13 protein-coding genes are annotated in these 14,917 nt (G+C 71.8%); 4 read left to right on the forward strand and 9 right to left on the reverse strand.

Annotated features, from left to right (window positions below):
* Positions 1–109: 109 nt before the first annotated feature.
* Positions 110–439 carry a glycine zipper 2TM domain-containing protein gene (locus LHA26_RS03850; RefSeq protein WP_252167423.1) on the reverse strand — a complete coding sequence of 110 codons (330 nt, stop codon included), beginning with the start codon at positions 437–439 and terminating at the stop codon, positions 110–112.
* Positions 440–543: 104 nt separating this feature from the next.
* On the opposite strand from LHA26_RS03850, the gene pgmG reads away from it, so the two are divergent.
* A complete protein-coding gene (gene pgmG / locus LHA26_RS03855; RefSeq protein ID WP_252167424.1) occupies positions 544–1,932 on the forward strand; it encodes a phosphoglucomutase/phosphomannomutase PgmG in 1,389 nt (462 codons plus the stop codon).
* Positions 1,933–1,984: 52 nt separating this feature from the next.
* Here pgmG and LHA26_RS03860 read toward each other — a convergent pair whose 3' ends face one another.
* Entirely contained in the window at positions 1,985–2,836 is an 852-nt protein-coding gene (locus LHA26_RS03860) for a class I mannose-6-phosphate isomerase (RefSeq protein ID WP_252167425.1), read from the reverse strand.
* Positions 2,837–2,906: 70 nt separating this feature from the next.
* The gene (locus tag LHA26_RS03865; RefSeq protein WP_252167426.1) at positions 2,907–4,856 is read right to left on the reverse strand and encodes a S9 family peptidase; all 1,950 of its coding nucleotides are present in this window, start codon (positions 4,854–4,856) and stop codon (positions 2,907–2,909) included.
* Positions 4,857–4,957: 101 nt separating this feature from the next.
* On the opposite strand from LHA26_RS03865, the gene acs reads away from it, so the two are divergent.
* Both acs and LHA26_RS03875 read left to right on the forward strand, forming a co-directional pair.
* Positions 4,958–6,859 (forward strand): acetate--CoA ligase, encoded by a 1,902-nt coding sequence (gene acs / locus LHA26_RS03870; protein ID WP_252167427.1) that lies wholly within the window; start codon positions 4,958–4,960, stop codon positions 6,857–6,859.
* A gap of 62 nt (positions 6,860–6,921) precedes the next feature.
* Positions 6,922–7,338: a hypothetical protein gene (locus tag LHA26_RS03875; protein ID WP_252167428.1), complete on the forward strand. Its 417-nt coding sequence runs from the start codon at positions 6,922–6,924 to the stop codon at positions 7,336–7,338.
* 16 nt (positions 7,339–7,354) lie between these two features.
* On the opposite strand, the gene flgM is transcribed toward LHA26_RS03875, so the two are convergent.
* From flgM to LHA26_RS03895, 4 genes are all read right to left on the reverse strand, one after another.
* Entirely contained in the window at positions 7,355–7,660 is a 306-nt protein-coding gene (flgM, locus tag LHA26_RS03880; protein ID WP_252167429.1) for a flagellar biosynthesis anti-sigma factor FlgM, read from the reverse strand.
* An 84-nt stretch (positions 7,661–7,744) separates the two neighbouring features.
* Positions 7,745–8,647: a tyrosine-type recombinase/integrase gene (locus tag LHA26_RS03885; RefSeq protein ID WP_252167430.1), complete on the reverse strand. Its 903-nt coding sequence runs from the start codon at positions 8,645–8,647 to the stop codon at positions 7,745–7,747.
* 4 nt (positions 8,648–8,651) lie between these two features.
* On the reverse strand, positions 8,652–9,209 hold the full coding sequence (locus LHA26_RS03890; RefSeq protein WP_252167431.1) for a DUF484 family protein: 558 nt from the start codon (positions 9,207–9,209) through the stop codon (positions 8,652–8,654).
* 60 nt (positions 9,210–9,269) lie between these two features.
* Complete coding sequence (locus LHA26_RS03895; RefSeq protein WP_252167432.1) at positions 9,270–9,764, reverse strand: GNAT family N-acetyltransferase; 495 nt, start codon at positions 9,762–9,764, stop codon at positions 9,270–9,272.
* A gap of 69 nt (positions 9,765–9,833) precedes the next feature.
* On the opposite strand from LHA26_RS03895, the gene LHA26_RS03900 reads away from it, so the two are divergent.
* Positions 9,834–12,002 carry a primosomal protein N' gene (locus tag LHA26_RS03900; RefSeq protein WP_252167433.1) on the forward strand — a complete coding sequence of 723 codons (2,169 nt, stop codon included), beginning with the start codon at positions 9,834–9,836 and terminating at the stop codon, positions 12,000–12,002.
* A gap of 76 nt (positions 12,003–12,078) precedes the next feature.
* Here the strand turns inward: LHA26_RS03900 and ftsZ are convergent, their stop codons facing one another.
* Positions 12,079–13,533 carry a cell division protein FtsZ gene (ftsZ, locus tag LHA26_RS03905; RefSeq protein WP_252167434.1) on the reverse strand — a complete coding sequence of 485 codons (1,455 nt, stop codon included), beginning with the start codon at positions 13,531–13,533 and terminating at the stop codon, positions 12,079–12,081.
* A gap of 120 nt (positions 13,534–13,653) precedes the next feature.
* Positions 13,654–14,916 (reverse strand): cell division protein FtsA, encoded by a 1,263-nt coding sequence (ftsA, locus tag LHA26_RS03910; RefSeq protein ID WP_252167435.1) that lies wholly within the window; start codon positions 14,914–14,916, stop codon positions 13,654–13,656.
* Between the last annotated feature and the right edge of the window lies 1 nt (position 14,917).

Here is a 14,917-nt window from a genome sequence, read left to right on the forward strand (position 1 = left end):
CGGCGCACAGCCCGCCACGCCGCCCCGCCCGTGCCCGATACGACAAGGCCCGCCGCCCGCCGGCGCGAAGCCGGAGGGCGGCGGGCCCGGCAGGCGGTACCTAGGTGGCTCAGCAGCCGTTGCGGCGATTCTGCGCGGCGTCGTGCTTCTTGTCGAGGTGACGACCGAGCAGCGCGCCGCCGCCCGCGCCGGCCAGCGTGCCGAGCGTGCCGCCGCCCAGCACATTGCCGAGCACCGCGCCGCCGACGCCGCCGGCGATGGTGCCGGTGGTGCCGCTGCTGCGCTTGCAGTCCACGGCATAACGGCCGTCGCGGCCGCGATATTCCCGATCGTCGCGATAATGGCGCCGGTCATAGTCCTGCGCCATGGCGGCGCTGGGGAGCGCGGCCGGCACCAGGGTCACGGCGGTGAACGCGGCGAGCGCGAGCTTGATCTTCATGTCGATCTCCTTCCGGCCTTCGTAACGAAAAAGCCTGCTCCGGGTTGCGCGCCCGCGCCACGCCCCGCTTGCTCCCGCCGCGCCGCGCGCTAAGCCTCGGCGCCATGGGGCACCGCATCGATCCGCGCATCCTGCGCCACTATGACATTCGCGGCCGCGTCGGCGACGGGCTGGACCGCGCCGATGCCTATGCCATCGGCCGCGGCTTCGCGACGCTGCTGCGCCGCGCGGGCGGGCGCCGCGTGGCGGTGGGCTATGACGGGCGGCTCAGCTCGCCCGCGCTCGAGGCGGCGCTGGTGGAGGGGCTGTGCGCCTCGGGCGCGGATGTCGTGCGGATCGGGCTCGGCCCCTCGCCCATGCTCTATTATGCCGAGGCGGAGCTTGGCGTGGATGCCGGCATCCAGGTGACGGGCAGCCATAATCCCGCCGATGAGAATGGCTTCAAGCTGGTCCGCGGCCATCGCGCCTTTTTCGGCGACGCGATCCGCGCCTGCGCCGCGCTCGCCGCCGAAGGGGATTGGGAGACGGGCCGGGGCGCGGTCGAGACGGTCGACGTGCGCGATGCCTATGTCACGCGGCTGCTGCGCGATCATCGCGGCCATGACGGCCGGATCGGCTGGGATGCGGGCAGCGGCGCGGTCGGCGCGGTGCTCGGGCGGCTCACCGCGCGCCTGCCCGGCACGCATCACCTGCTCCACGATCAGGTGGATGGCCGCTTTCCGTATCATCACCCCGATCCCACGGTCGAGGCCAATCTCGCGGATCTGCGCGCGCTGGTGGCGCGGGAGCGCCTCGATTGCGGCTTCGCCTTTGACGGCGACGGCGATCGCATCGGCGCGATCGACGGCGCCGGACGGATCCTGTGGGGCGATCAGATCCTGCTGCTGCTCGCCGGGCCGGTGCTGCGCGATCATCCGGGCGCGCCGATCATCGCGGACGTGAAGGCGAGCCAGACGCTGTTCGACGGCATCGCCGCGCGCGGCGGCCGCCCGATCCTGTGGAAGACGGGCCATGCCCTCATCAAGACGCGCATGGCCGAGCTGGGCGCGCCGCTGGCGGGCGAGATGTCGGGCCATATCTTCTTCGCGGACCGCTGGTACGGCTTCGACGATGCGCTCTACGCCGCGCTGCGCCTGCTCGCGCTGATCGCCGAGAGCGGCCGCTCGCTCGCCGAGCTGCACGCCGCGCTGCCCGCGCCGGTCAACACGCCGGAACTGCGCATCCCCGTGCCCGAGGCGGACAAGCAGGCGATCGTCAAGGCGGTCATCGATCGGCTCCTGGCCGCGGGCGCGCGGGTGGATCGCACCGATGGCGCGCGCGTCGCGACGGAGCGCGGCTGGTATCTGCTGCGCGCCTCCAACACCCAGGCGATGCTCACGCTGCGCGCCGAGGCGGAGGATGCGGCCGCCCTCTCCGCCCTGCTCGACACGCTCGCCGCCGAGCTGGCCGCCGCGGGTCTCGCGCCGGACTGGCGCGCCGCCCTGCCCGGCTGATCGGGCGGAGCGGCCCCCGCGGCCGCCCCGCCCGTCGGCAGCGGGCCGCGCCTCAGCCGAGCAGCGCCTCGTTCACCGCGCCGCCGGGATAGGCGACGAGCAGATCGATTCCCGGATCGGCGGCGAAGGGCGCGTCGCTGTCGACCAGCCAGACCCCGCCCGGCGCGATCCGCTCGTCGCCGGCCGTGGCGCTGCCGGCGAGCGGGATCAGCCAGAGCGGCCGTTCGCGCGTGCCGGCGAGCCGGCCCTGGTGCGGCGCGGTCCAGCGCTCGGTGACGAACTTGCCCTCGGCAGCGAGGATCCGCCGGCCCGGCGCCAGATCCACCGGCTGGAACGGCGCGACATAGGGCACGGGATTGGACACGGCGACGCCATCGTCGAGATGCAGCTCGCGCGGGCGGCTATAATCGTAGAGGCGATAGGTGAGATCCACATTCTGCTGGATTTCGATCAGCACCAGCCCCGGCCCGATGGCATGGACGGTGCCCGCCGGCGAATACCAGAATTCGCCCGGCTTGACCGCCTTCCAGTCGAGCAGATCCTCGATCGTGCCATCGAGCGCGGAGGCGCGCAGTTCCTCCTGGGTCATCGGCCGGGTCATGCCGAGGCCGATCGTGGCGTGCGGCTCGGCCGATAGGATCTGCCAGGCCTCGCTCTTGCCGCGCTCGAAACCGCGCGCCACAGCGTCGGCATCGTCGGGATGGACCTGGATCGAGAGCTTCTCGCTCGTGAAGAGATATTTGATGAGGAGATCGGGATCGCCCTCCCCGGCCTCGGGCGGCGCCTGGAACCAGATCTCGCCGATCGGCGCGCCGCCTTCGGGTACGGCCTCGAAGCCCGGCCAGAGATCGTGCCGGCCCCACGGCTTTTCCACGCGCTTGGTGATCAGACGGATGACGGGCATGACGATTGGCCTCCTGCTGCGCGCGGCCGCCACGGCGCGGCCGGCGCGGGGTGAAACTCTGGAGCAGAATTCACGGGCGCGGCGTCGGTGCCGTGCCGAGCGTGCGATCGAACCAGTCGAGCGTGCGCCTTCGTACATCCTCCACATGGTCGGCGCCGGCGATATGATGGCCCTCGTCCGGATAGATGACGAGCCTGGTGTCGACACCAAAGGCTTTCAACCCGTTCCAATATTCCACCGATTGGGTGGGCGGCACCTCGATGTCGCGCTCGCCCACCAGGATCAGGGTCGGCGTCTTGGCGCGCGCGATCTCGCGCACGGGCGACACCTTCCAATAGGCGTCGTGATCGGCATAGGCGCTGGCGCCGAAGAAGGGGATCATCCAGCTGTTGATGCCGTTGGTGCCATAATAGCTGATCCAGTCCGAAAGGCCGGCCGAGGCGACGATGCCCTTGAAGCGGTTGGTCTGAGTATTGGCCCACATCGCCATGAAGCCGCCATAGGAGCCGCCCATCAGACCCAGCCTCTCGCCGTCCACGGGCGCGGCGGCGATCGCGGCATCCACCCCGGCGAGAATGTCGCGCAGGTCGCCGCCGCCGAAATCGCGCTTGTTGGCGGCGGTGAAGGCCTCGCCCTGGCCATAGCTGCCGCGCGGATTGGGATAGAAGATCCAATAGCCCTTGGCGATGAGCGCGGCGTTGGTGCCCTGCCAGACATAGTTCGGCACCGTCGCCGCGGCGGGGCCGCCATGCACCACCGTCACCATCGGCGCCTTACCCGGCGCGGGGCTGGCGGGGCCGATCAGCCAGCCCTGCACGCGATGGCCCTCGCTCATCCAGCTCAGGCTGCGCGCCCGCACGCGCGGCGTCCAGGCGTCATTGTCGTGGGTGAGGCGGCGCGGCGCGCTGATTGGCCCGGCGGCGATATAGGGCGGCGTTTCCCAATCCTGCGCCACCATCGCCACGCGATCCCCGGCGAGCGCGACCTGGCCGTCGGCCGCCTGGAAGCGCGCCGGCGCGGCGTAGAGCGCGGTCACGCCGCGCGCCGCCGGATCGATCCGCACCACCTGGCTGTCGGCGCCCGCCAGCGCGGTGCCGCGCAGCCCGGCCTTGTCCCATGTCAGGCCGGTGACGCTGCCCTTGAAGCCCGGCGTCACGTTGCGCGGCGTGCCGCCGGCCAGCGGCACGACATAGACATCGCCGCCGATCGAGCCGAAATCGCTCATCAGCCCGCCGATAAAGGCCACCGAACGGCCATCGGGCGAGACGCGGGGCGCGTTCATCTGCACCTTGGGCGCGGCGATCGGCCGGCGCGCGCCGGTGGCGAGATCGAAGCCGTCCAGCGTCGCCACCCACCAATTGGCGTCGCCATTGCCTTCCGCGCTGGTCGCGACGAAGCCGCGGCCATCGGGCGTCCAATCATATTCGTAGACATAGCGGCCGGCGGGCGAGACGAGGCGGAGCGCGCCGCCCCCGGCGGGAACGACCGCGATCCGCTGCTCGTCATTCTCGACGCCGATCTCGCCGATCGCGCGGACGCCGGCCTGCACCGCGCCGGCTTCCTTGCGCGCGCCGGGGGTGACGAGCAGCGCGATGCTGCGGCCATCGGGCGACCAGCGCGGCGTCGCGGCCAGCCCCCGCACCTCGGCCAAGGTCCGCGCCTCGCCGCCCGCGAGCAGCATCAGCCGCGCCACGCCCGCGCCGGTGTCGCGCGCGATGAAGGCGATGCGTCCATCGGCGGCGAAGGCCGGGTCGCTGTAGCGGCAGCGCGGGCAGGGATCGCTGGTGGACAGGATATGGCCATCCTGCGCCGCGCGCACAACCAGCCGACCATGGCCCGCCCCGACCGGCGCGGGCGCTTCCTCGCCCTCGATCGTCACGATCCGGTCGCCCGCCGGCGCCAGTGCGAGCGCCTGGAAGACATGGAGGGGCTTGGCGGGGGTCTGCCCGGTCTGGGCGAGAACCGGCGTCGCGACACCGGCGAGCGCCGCCACAGAGAGGGCGGATCTGGAAAGACGCACGGGCAAACCCTTCTAGCGATGATCGTCGGTCGATACCATGTCGTCGCGCGGGCGCAATCTCGGTGCTACCAAGCGCGGAAACTTCGCGAAGGAGGGGACAGATGAGCGGACAATGGACGATCGATCCGGCCGAGCGCGCGGCGCTCCATGCCCGATCGCTGGCCGATCCCGATGGCTTCTGGCTGGAACAGGCGCGCCGGCTGGACTGGATCACGCCGCCCCGCACGGCGGGCGACTGGTCCTTCGCCGAGGAGGATTTCCATGTCCGCTGGTTCGCCGACGGCACGCTGAACGTGGCCGCCAACTGCCTCGACCGGCACCTCGCCACCCGCGCCGACCAGACCGCGATCCTGTGGGAGCCGGATGATCCCGCGCACGCGCCGCGCCGCCTCAGCTATGCCGAACTCCACGCGGAGACGTGCCGCTTCGCCAATGTGCTGAAGGGCCTGGGCGCGGGCAAGGGCGATCGCATCACCATCTACATGCCAATGATCCCGGAGGCGGCGGTGGCGCTGCTGGCCTGCGCGCGGATCGGCGCCATCCATTCGGTGGTGTTCGGCGGCTTCTCGGCGGATGCGCTGGCCGGACGCATGGCGGATTGCGGCTCGACGCTGCTCATCACCGCCGACGAGGGCCGGCGCGGCGGCAAGCGCGTGCCGCTCAAGACCTGCGCCGACGAGGCCGCGCAGATCTATGACGGGCTGAAGACGATCCTGGTCGTCCGCGCCACCGGCGCCGAGGTGCCGATGCAGCCGGGCCGCGATGTCTGGTATGACGAGGCGGTGGCGGGCGTGGCGGCGGAGTGCCCGGCCGAGCCGATGGCGGCCGAGGATCCGCTCTTCATCCTCTACACCTCGGGCTCCACCGGCAAGCCCAAGGGCGTGCTGCACAGCAGCGCCGGCTATCTGCTCTGGGCGGCGCTGACGCACCAGGTCGTGTTCGATCACCGGCCGCCCGAAACCTATTGGTGCGCCGCCGATATCGGCTGGGTGACGGGTCATAGCTACATTGTCTACGGACCGCTCGCGAACGGCGCCACGACGCTGATGTTCGAGGGCGTGCCCAATTGGCCCACGCCCAGCCGCATCTGGGAAGTGGTGGATCGCCACCAGGTGAGCATTCTCTACACCGCGCCGACCGCCCTGCGCGCGCTGATGAAGGAGGGCGACGGCCCGGTCCGCGCCACCTCGCGCGCCTCGCTGCGCCTGCTCGGCTCGGTCGGCGAGCCGATCAACCCGGAGGCGTGGCGCTGGTATCACGATGTCGTCGGGGAGGGCCGGTGCCCGATCCTCGATACATGGTGGCAGACCGAGACCGGCGGCCACATGATCACCCCGCTCCCCGGCATGCCGCTCAAGCCCGGCTCGGCCACCCTGCCCTTTTTCGGCGTGGAACCGCGGCTGCTGGATGGCGAGGGCCGGACGCTGACCGGCGAGGCGGAGGGCAATCTCGTCATCGCCCGCTCCTGGCCCGGCCAGATGCGCGGCGTCTGGGGTGACGAGACGCGCTTCTTCGAAACCTATTTCCGCACCTTCCCGGGGGTCTACACGACGGGCGACGGCGCCCGCCGCGATGCCGACGGCTATTATTGGATCACCGGCCGCGTCGATGACGTGATCAACGTGTCCGGGCACCGCATGGGAACGGCCGAGGTGGAAAGCGCGCTGGTGCTGCACGAAAGCGTCGCCGAGGCGGCGGTGGTTGGGTTTCCGCACGATGTGAAGGGCCAGGGCATCTACGCCTATGTGACGCTCAATGCCGGGGTCGAGGCGAGCGACGCGCTGCGGCGCGGCCTGCGGGATTGGGTGCGCCACGAGATCGGCCCGATCGCCACGCCCGACGCCATCCAGTTCGCCCCCGGTCTGCCCAAGACCCGCTCGGGCAAGATCATGCGCCGCATCCTGCGCAAGATCGCCGAGGGCGAGACCGGCGGCCTCGGCGATGTCTCGACGCTCGCCGATCCGGCCGTGGTCGAGGATCTGGTCGCCAACCGGGTGGGATGAGCCGGTTCATCGCCGGGCCAGCCGGCGGGGTGGAGATGGGGCGGGATCTGGGGAGAGTGCGCGTGGATCCGAGGATTGCCCTGTTCGCCCTGGCGCTGGCCGCGCCGGCCGTGGCGCAGCCGCCCGACGAGGCGCCGGCGGCGGCGCGGCCGATGCCGGTCTATCGCGAGAGCGAGGAGGCGGTGCCCCCGGCCGAGAGCCGCACCGACAGCCTGGATGCGCGGACCGACGCCTGGGAGGATGCCGCACACCGCGCCGATCGCGCGCGGACGCGGGCGCTGAACCAGCGGGCCGCGCGCGCGCCGTCCGCGCCGCGCGTCAGCGGTGCCGCGCAGCGGCGCTACCAGGCCTCGCTCGATCGCTATGAGCAGGGGCTGGCCGGCTATGAGGCGGCGCAGCGCGATTACGCCGCGCGCATGGCCGATTGGCGCGCGCGCAGCGCGGCCTGCGCGCGGGGCTCTGTCGAGGCGTGCGACTAGCCGCCGGCAGCGGCGCTCAATTGTCGTTGGGCGCCGGCCGAATATCGAGCGAGATCATCTTCGCCGCGATGGCGCGCTCGTCGATCGGGAAGCGTCCCGATGCGATCAGCGCGCGGATCGCCTCCACCTTCTTGGAGTCGATCGGCGGCGGTGCCTTGGCCAGCAGGGTGATGAGATTGGCCACCCCGGCCTGCGCGCTCGTGGCGCTGGCGCTGGGCGCCGTCGCCTGCGTCTCAGTGGTCGCCCGCACGACCGATGACGTCGCAGTCGAACGGATCAGCGCATAGTCTGCGGTGCTCCCCGTCCTATCGATCCCGTCCATCGTCTTTCATCCTGGTCGTACGCTTCCCCACAGCCGATTACGACCGGGCGGCGGGAAGGTTTAGCCACAGGCGCGAAGTTTTTTTCAGGCCCGCGGATGGGCCGCGCGGTACACGTCCAGCAGATGCGCGGTATCGACGCCGGTATAGATCTGCGTGGAGGAGAGGCTGGCATGGCCGAGCAGCTCCTGCAATTGCCGCAGATCGGCGCCGCGCCCGAGCAAATGGGTGGCGAAGCTGTGGCGCAGCGCGTGCGGCGTGGTACGCTCCCCCAGTCCCAGCCGCCGCCGGGCGTGGCGCACCGCGCGGCGGATCATGTCCGGCGCCAGCGGGCCGCCGCGCGCGCCCCGGAACAGCGCCATGCCCGGGCGCAGCGGATAGGGGCAGGCCGCGGCATAATCGGCGATCGCGCGGGCGACGGCGGGCAGGATCGGCACCATCCGCGTGCGATTGCCCTTGCCGGTGACGCGGATCGTCTCGCCGATCGGCAGCAGCGCGGCATCCAGCCCCAGCGCCTCGCCGATGCGCAGACCGGCGCCGTACAGCAGCAGCAGCACCGCCCAGTCGCGCGCGGCGATCCAGGGCTGGGTGGCGGCGATGGCGGCATCCTCGGCCAGCGCCACCGCCTCCTCGGGCGCGATCGGGCGCGGCACGCCGCGTTTGACGCGCGGCCCGCGCAGGCGCGGCGGCGCCACCCCGGCGAAGCTCAGAAAGCCGCGCACCGCCGTCAGCTCGCGCGCCGCCGAGGCATTGGTGAGGCCGGCATCGGCGCGGCGCTGGGCGAGGAAGGCGCGGAGCGCGGCGGCGTCGGTCTCGGCGAGCGCGGCGGCATCCACCGGCCCGCCGCGATAGCCGCCGAGAAAGGCGATCAGCCGATGCGCCGCCGCGACATAGGCGCGCACCGTGTGCGGCGAGCGCAGCCGATCGCGGCGGAGATGATCGCCAAAGGCGGCCGCGAGCGCGCGCGCGGGATGATCGGCCAGGCTCATCGCCTCACAGCCACCGCGCCACGCCATGGGCCAGCATCTCGCCCAGAAAGACCAGCGGCTCGGCGCCGTGTCCGCCCTCGATCGCGCCGGCAGGCGCGCGCTGGCCCAGCACCAGCAGCCCGGCGGGCAAGGGCGCGACATGATCGAGCCGGATCAGCGCCTCGGCGCGGATCAGCGACGCGGCCGGCCCGAACAGCGGATGCCCGCGCGTCACGCCCCGCATACGCGCGCCATCCACCCGCATCGCCATCCGCGCCACCACGCGGGGATGGACATATTGCAGGCCATTGGCATCGGCGCGAACGCCGCGCCCGCCCAGCGCCAGCGCGATCGCCACCGCATCGACGCCGAGCAGATCGGGCCATTCCTGCGTGGCGATGTGGATCAGATGCTCGAGCCCCGTCGCCGCCGCCGCCGCCAATACGGCGCGATGGATCGCCGCCACCGCGCCCGAGCGGTTCCGCGCATAGGCGAGCAGATCGCGATTGGCCTCCTCGACCGCCGCGACACGCGCGCGCAGCGTCGCCACCGCGTGATCCTGGAAGTCGATGATCCGGCCCATTCGGCCAGTGTAGCCGGGGCGGGTTAAAAGGAAATGGCGGCCGGTCGGGCGCGGGCCGGCTCAGGCGAGACGGAAGAGCCGGCTGAGGCCGCCGCCGGCGGGCAGGCGCATCAGCCCCTGTTCGACAAAGCCGAGCTTGGCGAGCAGCGCGGCCGAGGCGCGGTTGTGCGGCGCGGCGATGGCGAGCAGCGGCCGCAGATCGGGCCGGCTGGCGAGCAGCCCCGAGGCCGCCTCGAAGCCATAGCCCTGCCGCGTCTCCCGCGCGAACAGGGCGAAGCCGAGATCGGGCGCCTCCAGCCCGGGGCGACGGTAGAAGCCGGCGGTGCCGATCGCGGCGCCGTCCGATCGACGCACTAGCTTGAGCCCGCCAAAGCCATGCTCCGCATAGGAGGCCAGAATGCGGGTGCGGACATAGTCCGCCGCCTCGGCGATTGTACGCACCCCACGATCCCCTATGTTGGCGCGGAAACCGGGATCGTTGAGCATCGCCAGCACGAAACCGGCATCCTCGATCCCGATCCGCCTGATTGTGAGCCGCTCCGTCTCGAACTCCATGCAACACCCCCTGCCGCCGATCCTATGCGCTTCGGCGCGCCTGTCACCTCCTCCCTTGGGCGTAGGCCGATGAGCCGCGCGCGCGTGCTGCTGCTCAACGCGGCGCTCGGCCCGCTCGATTATCGCGTCCCGCGCGAGATGCATGTCGCGCCGGGCTCGATCGTCCTCGCCCCGCTCGGCCCGCGCCAGCTCGCCGGCGTGGTGTGGGAGGCGGACCGCATGCCCTCGGACGCGGAAGTGGGGGATAACCGCCTGCGCAACCTCGTGGCCCCCTATGATCTGCCGCCGATCGCCGCGCCGCTGCGTCGGCTGATCGAGTGGACCGCCGACTATTATCTGGCGCCGCCTGCCGCCGTGCTGCGCATGGCGCTCGCCTCGGCCAGCGCGCTGGATGGCGGCCGCACCGCGATCGAATATCGCGCCACCGGCCGCGTGCCCGAGCGGCTCACCCCCCAGCGCGCCCAGGCGCTGGAGCGGATCGGCGAGCGCCAGGGTCTGGTCCGCGAACTCGCCGCCATCGCCGACGTGTCGGACGGCGTGATCCGCGGGCTGGTGAAGCTCGGCGCGATCGAGGCGGTGAAGGTGGCGGTGGACGATCCCTTCCTGCCGCCCGATCCCGATCATGCGCCGCCTGCGCTCTCGGCCGATCAGCGCGCCGCGGCCGAGGCGATGAGCGCGGCGGTGACCGCCGCCGCCTTCCAGCCCTTTCTGCTCGACGGCGTCACCGGATCGGGCAAGACCGAAACCTATTTCGAGGCGATCGCCACTGCGCTGCGGCACGATCGCCAGGCGCTGGTGCTGCTCCCCGAAATCGCGCTGACCGAGCCTTTCCTCAAGCGGTTCGAGGCCCGGTTCGGGCATTTGCCCGTGGCCTGGCATTCCGATCTGCGCTCCACCCAGCGGCGCCGCGCCTGGCGGGCGATCGCGAGCGGCGAGGCCCGGGTGGTGGTGGGCGCGCGCTCGGCGCTGTTCCTGCCCTATGCCCGGCTCGGGCTGATCGTGGTCGACGAGGCGCACGAGACCAGCTTCAAGCAGGAAGAAGGCGTGATGTACCACGCCCGCGACGTGGCGGTGATGCGCGCCCGCTTCGAGGATGTGCCCGTGATCCTCGCCTCGGCCACCCCCGCCATCGAGACCCGGCAGATGGTGGAGATCGGCAAATATCGCGAGCTGAAGCTCGCCAGCCGCTATGGCGCCGCGCAAATGCCGACGATCGAGACGATCGACATGACGCGCGATCCGCCGCCGCGCGGGCGCTGGCTCGCGCCTTCGCTGGTGGCGGCGCTGACCGATACGGTGGCGCGGGGCGAACAGGCGCTGCTCTTCCTCAACCGGCGGGGCTATGCGCCGCTCACCCTCTGCCGCAATTGCGGCCATCGCTTCCGCTGCCCCAATTGCACCGCCTGGATGGTGGAGCACCGCCTCACCGCGCGGCTCGCCTGCCACCATTGCGGCCATGTCATGCCGCCGCCCGCCGCCTGCCCGGAATGCCATGAGGAGGATGTGCTGGTCGCCTGCGGGCCCGGCGTGGAGCGGATCGCCGACGAGGTGGCGGCGCTCCTGCCCGAAGCGCGGGTGGCGATCGTCACCTCCGACACGCTCTGGTCGCCCGCCAAGGCGGCCGAGTTCGTGGCGCGAATGGAGGCGGGCGCGATCGACGTGGTGGTGGGCACGCAGCTCGTCACCAAAGGCTACCACTTCCCCAATCTCACGCTGGTGGGCGTGGTGGATGCCGATCTCGGGCTGCAGGGCGGCGATCTTCGCGCCGCCGAGCGCAGTTTCCAGCAGATCGCGCAGGTGGCGGGGCGCGCGGGGCGCGGCGAGAAGCCCGGCCGCGTGCTGGTCCAGACGCGCGAGCCCGGCGCGCCGGTGATCGAGGCCCTGGTGACGGGCGATGCCGAAAGCTTCTACCAGGCCGAAACCGAGAGCCGGCGCGAGGCCGGGGCGCCCCCCTTTGGCCGCTATGCGGCGATCATCGTCTCGTCCGAGGATCAGGGCGAGGCGCTGCTCGCCGCGCAGACGATCGGCCGCGCCGCGCCCGAGATCGATGGCATGATGGTGTTCGGTCCCGCCCCCGCGCCGCTCGCCATGCTGCGCGGGCGCCACCGCCAGCGGCTGCTCGTCCATGCGCGGCGCGCGCTCGACGTGCAGACCGTGATCCGCGATTGGCTGGGCGCGCTCAGCTGGCCGCGCGGCGTGCGCGTGGCGGTGGATGTGGATCCGTACAGCTTTCTCTGAGCCGCCGCGCCGCCCATGCAGAAAGGGGCGTGCAACCCGCCGGCCGCGCGCGCCCCTAATGCCGGCTCGGTGCCGCTTACTGGTTGTTCTGGCGGTTGAGGAAGCCCGGCAGATCCAGCGAGTCGCGGCGCTTCTCGGTGCCGCGATCCTCTTCCGGCGCGGCCTTGGCGGCGCCCCGCGCGATCGACGACATGCGCTCGAACAGCGTTCCGCCGCTGGCCGGCTGGGCCGCGCGCGCGGCGCGGGCGGGCACCGGCGCGGGCGGCTCGGCCTCGCCGGCCAGCCAGCGGCGGCCGCTCTCGCTGCCCTCGCCCGCGCGCACCGGCGGCGCCTGGGGCGGCAGCGGATTGGGCGAAACCGGCGGGGTGAGGATCGTATCCTGGTCGAGCAGCAGCTCATCCTCCTGCGGCGCGGGCGCGGCGGGCGCCTCGGCGACGGGCGGCGGCGGCGGCGCGGCCGGGGTGGCCGGCGCGACGGGCGCGGCGGCCGGCGCCTGGCTCACCGGCGCGGGCTTGGCGGCGGCGGGGAAGCTGAACACCTTGGCGGGCTCGGGCTGGCTGCCGACCTCGGCCTCGATCCCGGTGGCGACCACCGAAACGCGGATCTTGCCCTCGAGATCATTGTTGAAGGCCGAGCCCCAGATGATGTTGGCGTCGGGATCGACAAGTTCGCGAATATGGTTCGCGGCCTCGTCCACCTCCATCAGGCGCATGTCCTCGCCGCCGGTGATCGAGACGATCACGCCCTTGGCGCCCTTCATGCTCACGCCGTCGAGCAGCGGATTGGCGATCGCCTTCTCGGCCGCCTCGATCGCGCGATTGTCGCCCGAGGCTTCGCCCGTGCCCATCATCGCCTTGCCCATCTCGCCCATCACCGAGCGGACATCGGCGAAATCGAGGTTGATGAGGCCGGGCATGACCATCAGATCGGTGATGCCGCGCACGCCCTGCTGGAGCACCTCGTCCGCCATCTTGAACGCCTCCTTGAAGGTGGTGTTCGGATTGGCGATCAGGAAGAGATTTTGGTTGGGGATGACGATCAGCGTATCGACGTGCTTCTGCAGCTCCTCGATCCCCGCCTCGGCCGAGCGCATGCGGCGCGCGCCCTCGAAGCTGAACGGCTTGGTGACCACGCCCACGGTGAGGATGCCGCGATCCCGCGCCGCCTTGGCGATCACCGGCGCGGCGCCCGTGCCGGTGCCGCCGCCCATGCCCGCGGCGATGAAGCACATATGCGCGCCTTCCAGCGCCTTCTCGACCGCGTCGAGCGTCTCCTCGGCGGCGGCGCGGCCGATTTCGGGCCGCGAGCCCGCGCCCAGCCCCTGGGTGATGCGCAGGCCCAGCTGGATCCGCCGCTCGGCCGGCGAATGGTTGAGCGCCTGCGCATCGGTGTTGGCGACGAGGAAGTCGACACCCTGCACTTCGGCCGCGATCATGTTGGCGATGGCATTGCCACCCGCTCCACCGACACCGATAACGCTGATGCGGGGTCGAAGCTCGTCGACTTCGGGTCGAACGAATTCGATGCTCATCCAGTACACTCCAATGGGGCGGCGCCGGCCGCGGCGCTCCTACACCGGCCGATTTTTGCAAAAACAACGCCCGGACGCACGCGAAAATTCCCGGCATCCACAGTTTTTACGATCGGCCGGTCAATAGCTGCTCCGAAAGGCGGCGATCAGCCGGCTGATGAGCCCGCCGCCGCTCGACCGGCCCACCCGCACCGCCGCCGGGTCGGGCGCGCGCAGGTCGGTGGGGTTGGAGGCGGCATAGAGGGCGAGCCCCGCCAGAGTCGCGAAGGCAGGGCCGGCATGCGCCTCGGGCAGCCCGGCCAGCCCGCGCGGGCGGCCCACCCGCACGGCGCGGCCAAGCACGCCCTGGATATAGTCCGCAATGCCCTTCAGCTCGGCGCCGCCGCCGGTCAGCACCACCTGCCGGCCGACCGGCCCGGTGAAGCCGAGCGCCTTGAGCGCCGCCGCGATCTCGCCCGAGAGCATGTCCAGCCGCTGGCGGATCACTGCGATCAGCTGCGCGCGGGTGATGCGCTGCGGCTCGGCGCCCTCCTCGCTGCCCGCCATCGGCGCCACGTCGATCATGTCGTGATTGTCGCGCGGGCTGTTGGTGGCGGAGCCGTAGAAGCATTTCATCCGCTCGGCCTGGCTGCGGCGGGTGCCGAAGGCGGAGGCGATGTCGTCGGTGATGTCCTGGCCGCCGAGCGGGATCGCGGCCAGGCCGACCAGCATGCCGCCCGCGAACAGCGAGACATTGGTCACCCCGGCGCCCAGCTCCACCAGCGCCACGCCCAGCTCCCGCTCCTCCTCCGAGAGGCACGCGAGGCCGGTGGCGATCGGCGCGGCGACGATCGCCCGCACCGCGAGATGGGCGGAGCGGACCGAGAGATCCAGATTGCGCACGGGCGAGGCGTCGGCCGCGACGACATGGATGTCGACGCCCAGCTTGTCCGCATAGAGGCCGAGCGGCTTCTTGACGCCGCGCACATCGTCCAGCGTGTAGAGCGTCGGCTGCGCGTGCAGCACCATCCGCCCCTCGGGATCGATCGAGTTGCGCCCGGCATCGAGCAGATCGTCGATATCGTTCTGCTCGATCCGCACGCCGCCCAGCTCGACCTCGACCGCCGCGACGCGGCTGACCAGGCCGCCGGCGGAAAAGCCGACCCAGACATCCTCGATATTGACGCCGGCGATCCGCTCGGCCTGCTCCACCGCCTCGCGGATCGCCACTTCGGTGCGTTCCATATCGGCGATGAAGCCGCGCCGCACGCCGCGGCTCTCGCGCTGGCCGGTGCCGAGCACCGTCAATTCGCCGCCCTCGCCGCGCTCGGCGATCAGCGCGCACACTTTGGACGAGCCGATATCGAGCGCGGTGATCAGCTTGTCGGGTCGACGCTCCGCCATG

The organism is Sphingomonas morindae (assembly GCF_023822065.1).
GTDB classification, from domain to species: Bacteria; Pseudomonadota; Alphaproteobacteria; order Sphingomonadales; family Sphingomonadaceae; genus Solisphingomonas; species Solisphingomonas morindae.

Bases quoted from the DNA above. Each gene is read 5' to 3' on its own strand.
- pgmG (WP_252167424.1), top strand. From the start codon at position 544: ATGGGGCACCGCATCGATCCGCGCATCCTGCGCCACTATGACATTCGC.
- ftsZ (WP_252167434.1), bottom strand. From the start codon at position 13,533: ATGAGCATCGAATTCGTTCGACCCGAAGTCGACGAGCTTCGACCCCGC.
- LHA26_RS03860 (WP_252167425.1), bottom strand. From the start codon at position 2,836: ATGCCCGTCATCCGTCTGATCACCAAGCGCGTGGAAAAGCCGTGGGGC.
- flgM (WP_252167429.1), bottom strand. From the start codon at position 7,660: ATGGACGGGATCGATAGGACGGGGAGCACCGCAGACTATGCGCTGATC.
- LHA26_RS03850 (WP_252167423.1), bottom strand. From the start codon at position 439: ATGAAGATCAAGCTCGCGCTCGCCGCGTTCACCGCCGTGACCCTGGTG.
- acs (WP_252167427.1), top strand. From the start codon at position 4,958: ATGAGCGGACAATGGACGATCGATCCGGCCGAGCGCGCGGCGCTCCAT.
- LHA26_RS03900 (WP_252167433.1), top strand. From the start codon at position 9,834: ATGAGCCGCGCGCGCGTGCTGCTGCTCAACGCGGCGCTCGGCCCGCTC.
- LHA26_RS03885 (WP_252167430.1), bottom strand. From the start codon at position 8,647: ATGAGCCTGGCCGATCATCCCGCGCGCGCGCTCGCGGCCGCCTTTGGC.
- ftsA (WP_252167435.1), bottom strand. From the start codon at position 14,916: ATGGCGGAGCGTCGACCCGACAAGCTGATCACCGCGCTCGATATCGGC.
- LHA26_RS03890 (WP_252167431.1), bottom strand. From the start codon at position 9,209: ATGGGCCGGATCATCGACTTCCAGGATCACGCGGTGGCGACGCTGCGC.
- LHA26_RS03895 (WP_252167432.1), bottom strand. From the start codon at position 9,764: ATGGAGTTCGAGACGGAGCGGCTCACAATCAGGCGGATCGGGATCGAG.